Annotated in this window: 3 protein-coding genes and 1 pseudogene; 1 reads left to right on the top strand and 3 read right to left on the bottom strand. The window is 34.8% G+C overall.

The window, feature by feature from the left end:
- Window positions 1-263 precede the first annotated feature (263 nt).
- Both RHOW815_RS06575 and mutM read right to left on the bottom strand, forming a co-directional pair.
- Entirely contained in the window at window positions 264-3,110 is a 2,847-nt protein-coding gene (locus RHOW815_RS06575; RefSeq protein ID WP_215217528.1) for a hypothetical protein, read from the bottom strand.
- A gap of 92 nt (window positions 3,111-3,202) precedes the next feature.
- Window positions 3,203-4,003 carry a bifunctional DNA-formamidopyrimidine glycosylase/DNA-(apurinic or apyrimidinic site) lyase gene (mutM, locus tag RHOW815_RS06570; protein WP_215217527.1) on the bottom strand — a complete coding sequence of 267 codons (801 nt, stop codon included), beginning with the start codon at window positions 4,001-4,003 and terminating at the stop codon, window positions 3,203-3,205.
- 74 nt (window positions 4,004-4,077) lie between these two features.
- Here mutM and RHOW815_RS06565 point away from each other — a divergent pair, with 74 nt between their 5' ends.
- Window positions 4,078-5,370 carry a dicarboxylate/amino acid:cation symporter gene (locus RHOW815_RS06565; RefSeq protein WP_215217526.1) on the top strand — a complete coding sequence of 431 codons (1,293 nt, stop codon included), beginning with the start codon at window positions 4,078-4,080 and terminating at the stop codon, window positions 5,368-5,370.
- Between the two features lie 259 nt (window positions 5,371-5,629).
- Here RHOW815_RS06565 and RHOW815_RS06560 read toward each other — a convergent pair.
- Window positions 5,630-5,731 (bottom strand): annotated as a pseudogene (locus tag RHOW815_RS06560) (IS5/IS1182 family transposase); the annotation flags it as partial.

The following is a 5,731-nucleotide window of genomic DNA, read 5'->3' as shown; positions in this document are numbered from 1 at the left end:
TGAAAGTGGATGTTTATCTCATTACCTAGTCACAGGATTTAGAAAAAGAGCTATAGATCCCCTATGTATGGATGCAAGGAAGCTGAGTACGATTCTTGCGCTTTGAAAATAAATAAGACAGACAAAAATGATGCACGAGGAATCGCACTAGTATAATTAAAGTATTTGGAAAAAATCTATGTATTTTCCAACCTGTAAATCTTATTTCTAATATATTTGAGTATAGAAAGAAAACCACTTATTAGAGCGGTTCTCTTAAAGCTTTATGCTAAAGCAACTTGACAGCTTTTCCAAACTTCTAAGGATTTCTGTCTATATGCTATATCTCTTTCTTTTTCAGCATTGCTAGATATCTTACGAAATCGTTGACCAATCTCTTGAGATGTATTCCAAACACTACCTATACTATAAGTAGACTTTGCCAAGGCAAACCAGAAAATAGTTTGAGGCGAAGAAGTTAAACGTCTATGAACTACCCATAGATTAATAGATCTAGCAGCTGCACTCAAATAAGGGATTTCAGGCAACCTTCTTATTCCTTTTGTAGTTAACCAGATAATTGCTATAACTGTAAAACGATTTCTCCAAATAAACTCTTTGACTCCTATGATTGCATTACCAGATCGAATAATCTGGACAGGAACATGATTGATAATAAAAGGAATCCCCTTAGCTACAAAAAGGTGTCCTATTCGTTCATGTGCTCGATAGATTGAAAAAATAGAAGCAAATATAGCAGATATGATTAAAGCAACTTTGAAACAGGTATTGCAGAAAGTATATGCGGGAACTTTGGGAAGTTGAATCAAACAAACTTCTTTCCACTTAGGATAAAAGACTTGCTTGCTCACTTTTTCTGCAGCAGCAGTTATGCCATCAGGATTTTTCTGAAAACTTTGATTAAAAACCCATGTTAAAACTGCATCTCTTTTGAACTTAGTCGCTTCTCTATATCTAATACCTTGATCTGGTATACCAGCAAACACGTCTTCAGCATTTTCATCTTTACTGCGTAGTAATGTAAGCAGTTTTTCTAGAGAAATGCGCTTTTCTATTTCTTGAGAAGCGTTATGTACGGTTTCAGCATAAGACTTAACTTGGTTTTCAGCTAAATTTATATACCCTATTTCATTCTGATTAGACTCGACTTGAGGCTTTAAAATCTTTTGAGAGACCAGAATCCATTCTATCAATCTTTGATAAGCTCTATTTTCAGCATACGTTAAATTCTTAGTACCGGTTAAATCTTCGGCAGAAACCGACGTTATTTTTTCAAGTATTTCTCCAAAACCAAGAAAGTCAAGAAAATCTTCCTGGCATACTCGCTCTTGATAATCTCGAATAAATCCTATTAAATCAGTTTCATTTTTTAATAATCTCAATAAAGAATCATCTTCCGCAAAAGGAAGAATTTTTTTCATTTCCTGAATCTTTTGGTTTTCAATAAATCTTGGCAAATATCGATCACAAGAGATTGGCGTGAAATTACCAGAAGCAATTGTCCTTTGCAGCTCTTGAAGTAGTTCAGGTCTAAGCGTAGATTCAGAGCAACTTGTTTTTATGTTATTTCTATCTACCGCATTATTTAAATTTTCCTTTACTTCATCTAAAGCAAAAAGTTCTTGGAGAAAGTTATCCCAACCTTCTTTTAATTCTGGTAAGTCAATTTTTTCGCCTTTTAGATAGAGGAGTAAGTCTTGAAATTTTTGGAAATTAGAAGATAATATAGTTTCTTTTAGAGGGCTATTTCGAATATTTTCTATCTCTTTAAAAATAACATCAATATCTTCATACTTTTCATGATTCCAATCTTTTATTTGGTCTTTAATCCAATCCGTGATTTTTTCTCGAAAGCTTTGAGAGGTTTTTATTTTTTCTTGAATGGTCTTGATAATTGTATCAACAGTATATTTCTGGAAGAAATCATTTAGTAATTGGTAGGTGTCAATGCTCTGTGAAAGATATTCTATAATATTCTTAGTTCCTGGAATTCCAAGAAGCCTACCCATATTGCCCATGTACTTAGTAAATTGATGGGTTGTATCAGAAGTCCTGTCGTCTAAGCCTAGCTTTTGAGCTTCTGCTTTAGCGATCTCTTCGCGTTTTTTAGCTAAAATTTCGATTAAAGTTCCTTGAAGATCTTTATCATTGGAAACACCCTCTTCATTATAAATGTTGTAATATACATCCATAGCCTCACCCATATATCGGGCTCCGCAATGTCCCCCTGCAATAGCTAAATCTAAAGCTACACGAGCCTGTGTTTCTAAAAGATTCTTGTATTCGCATTTTTTATCTTCAGCAAGTTCATCATAGATAAACGAACCAGACTTATTTTTATTTTTATCTTCAAAGTCTGTTACATTTTCTCTTACTTTGTGAATAGAAAGACGAACCGCATCTTCAATTTGTTGATAAAAATCCATAAGCTGAAATACATCATGAGTTGATGGAGTTCCTATGAACGCTTCTCTTGTATTGACTCTATGTATAAACTCATTGAGGTTTTTTCTTAATTCTTCCGGAGAAAAAATTTTATTTTGTTCTTGGCGGGATCCTTCTGCCATATATCCTGGAGCAGCTTTATCTGTAAAATTAATTTTATCAAAAAGCTCTTTCAAAGTATCGACTTTAATATCTTCTGGCACATGACTTGCATCTAAACCAATTTCTTCTGTTTTAATGTGATCTACGTCGATTTCATCACTGGCAAATTGTTTAAGAAATAAAGCATGACCTGGTGAAGCTCTTTCTGAAAAGAGACGAAAGGTAGTTGTAACAATCCCCCACCCCATAGAAACAATCCAGAAAACAATTTTGAAAACAACTAAATGAGCATTTTCAGGAAAAGGAATTTGGCTCCAAGAACCGTAATAACTAAGAACTGTGTACTTGAAAGAGGTACCAGCACCCCCTAAAGTTTTAAAGAGAGCATCTTTTGAAGAAACAAAGAAAATGCTAACCAACTGAAAAGAGCGTTGTGCGCATACTTGCACTTTTTCAAGAGTAGTTGTTTTTTTGTTATTTTGACATATGTCAAAAGCTACGGTATAACTAGGATATTCAATTTTTCCAGAACTATCCATTCTTTCAGGAAATACAAGACTCATTTAAAAAACCTCACTTTAAATGATTTTGATTCAAAAGATAATAACATTAACTTCTTATTAAAACAAACATTTATTTTATTTAGAGATAGATGCTAAATCCCTTGACAAAGCGGACAAAAGTGGGTCCCTCTTTGTTGGAAGGCTATTTTCTGAATAGGGTTTTTACAAATAGGACAAGGCTGCTTTTCCCTAGCATAGACCCATAAATGATTTTGGTTTTTACCTGTTTGACCATTTATAGCATGAAAATTGGCGTTTCCCTTTCCTAAGCTGGTTCCTCCTTGATCAAGTCCTTTTTGCAGGACCTCTCGAATGGCAAAGAATAAAATCTTTGCTTCTGCAAAGGAGATGCTAGAGGATTTTCTTTGAGGATGAAGAGCTGCTTTCCACAGAGCTTCGTCGGTATAAATGTTACCTAAACCTGCAATCAAGGTTTGGTCTAATAGAGCTGCTTTGAGAGGTTGTTTTCTAGATAATAGCAACTGATACAGCTCCTCTGGCGTAAAACAAGGATCAAGAGGCTCTTTACCTAACTTCTGAAAAACCTCTTCTGGCTTATTGGTGATGAGGAAGGTCCCAAAACGCCTGGTGTCTTTAAAAAAAAGCGGAGGCTGATCGAAGAAGAAAAAGGTTGCCCGATCATGCTTTTCTTTTTTCGGTTTTATCAGAAACTGCCCTGTCATACGCAAATGAACGATCAAAGATCGATTTTCAAAAGCAAAATGCATATATTTTCCACGGCGGGTAATAGATAAAAGAATTTGATCTTTTAGTGAGTCGAGTGCTTTTTGCGTATTGAGTTTAAAATCATGTACCTTAACTTTGATAAGATGTTTTTTTTCAAAGACTTTTAATTGATTAACAGTGGTTTGGACTTCGGGCAATTCAGGCATAAGAAAATGGATAAAAATGAAAAGTTTAGGTAGACTAGCATAGGAATTACATAAATTTAAAGGAATACAAAGTAATGACTAGTAAAAAAAGACAAAGCCCCTGGAAAGTATTAATTGCAATCGCTTTAGGAATTATTATAGGAGATTGTACGCAACAAGGGAAGAGTATTTTTGGAATAGACCTATTTTCATCGCTTCACCCGTTTTATGAGTTTTTTGGCTCTTTATTTATTAATGCTCTAACTCTTGTTGTAATCCCTTTGGTTGCTTCTTCTGTGATTACAGGCATTGCTCGTATAGGAGATCAAAAATCTGTGGGAAGGCTAGGGTTAAAGATGGTGACTTTTTACATAAGTACAACTCTTCTAGCTATTTTAATAGGGCTTTTTTTTGTAAATATAATCGGCCCTGGTCTTTCTATTACCCCGGAACATGTGTCCTCTTCTGCTGATTTGACAGACATGAAGCACCAATTAGTTGAAACACATGCAAATCATCGCTTTAGCGAGCTTCTTCTAAAGATTATTCCTTCGAACATCTTTGCGGCCTTTGCTAAAACAGAAATGCTGGGAATTATCTTTTTTAGTTTACTCTTTGGATACTGTATTTCTAAGGTTAAATCCCATTTTTCTCAAACCGTTTTAGATTTTGCAAAGGGTATCTTTCAAATTATGATTGAATTTACCCATGTCGTTATTAAATTTTTACCTATAGGTGTCTTTTTTCTCGTTGCTAAAACCATGTCTGAAACAGGACTGCATTCGCTCTATTCCTTGGGATTATTTACAGTAACGATTTTCTTAGGGTTTATATTTTTTACCTTAGTCGCTCTTCCTCTTTTATTAAAATGGATAGCTAAGGTCTCCCCTGTTCGTCATTTTAAAGCCATGACCCCTGCTATCATTACTGCTTTTTCTACCAGTTCTTCTTCAGCTACCCTCCCCATTACTATTGACTGTGTAGAAAAAAGAGCCGGCGTATCCAATCGTATTTGCAGTTTAGTTATTCCTTTAGGAACCTCTTTGAATATGTCAGGCTCAGCTTTATATGAATGTGTAGCAGCTATGTTTATTGCTCAAGCCTATGGAATTGAACTTTCTTTTGTCACACAATTTTCTATAGTCCTACTTGCATTGATCTCTTCCATTGGAGTAGCAGGCGTTCCTTCTGCTAGTTTAGTTGCTCTTATTGTGATCTTAAAAACCATAGGACTTCCCATTGATGGAATTGGATTGTTTATTGCAGTTGATCGTTTATTAGATATGTGTAGAACGGCCGTAAATGTATTTAGCGACAGCTGTTGTGCGGTTCTTGTGGCTCGTTCTGAGGGAGAAAAAAGTGTATTAGCAAAAAAGGTTTTTGACTAAACTTAATAGTGAAAATTTTCAATTTAAAAAGAGAGCTATTCATGTTTGTAAAAGGCAGTCTAATGGTCAATGGATTGTGATTGCATAAGTTTCCCTTTTTTCAATCATTCTATATATTGTATTTATCTTCTTTTATCAAAAGGTTTTCTTACTCTTCCTTTTAAGCGTTCGAGTTCTTTTATGAAGTTTTCCCAGCCCTTGATATCCACTATACATGCCATAATTACACACAAAGAAGGGGTTGCTCCTTAGAGCCTGTTTAAAATCTTTTCAAAAGTAGAGCAATAAAAGCAAGAACCACCATATTCAGGCTTGTATGTAGTTTTCTTTCGCAATTTTTCCATAGCCTGCGACATTTTTC

It is taken from the genome of Candidatus Rhabdochlamydia sp. W815, from assembly GCF_018642185.1.
Lineage (GTDB): Bacteria > Chlamydiota > Chlamydiia > Chlamydiales > Rhabdochlamydiaceae > Rhabdochlamydia > Rhabdochlamydia oedothoracis.
Note: the sequence above shows the minus strand (reverse complement) of the source record. Positions and strands in the feature narration are given on the sequence as shown.

Excerpts from the sequence above, each read along its gene's own strand:
- RHOW815_RS06575 (WP_215217528.1), bottom strand. The coding sequence starts at position 3,110 with ATGAGTCTTGTATTTCCTGAAAGAATGGATAGTTCTGGAAAAATTGAA.
- mutM (WP_215217527.1), bottom strand. The coding sequence starts at position 4,003 with ATGCCTGAATTGCCCGAAGTCCAAACCACTGTTAATCAATTAAAAGTC.
- RHOW815_RS06565 (WP_215217526.1), top strand. The coding sequence starts at position 4,078 with ATGACTAGTAAAAAAAGACAAAGCCCCTGGAAAGTATTAATTGCAATC.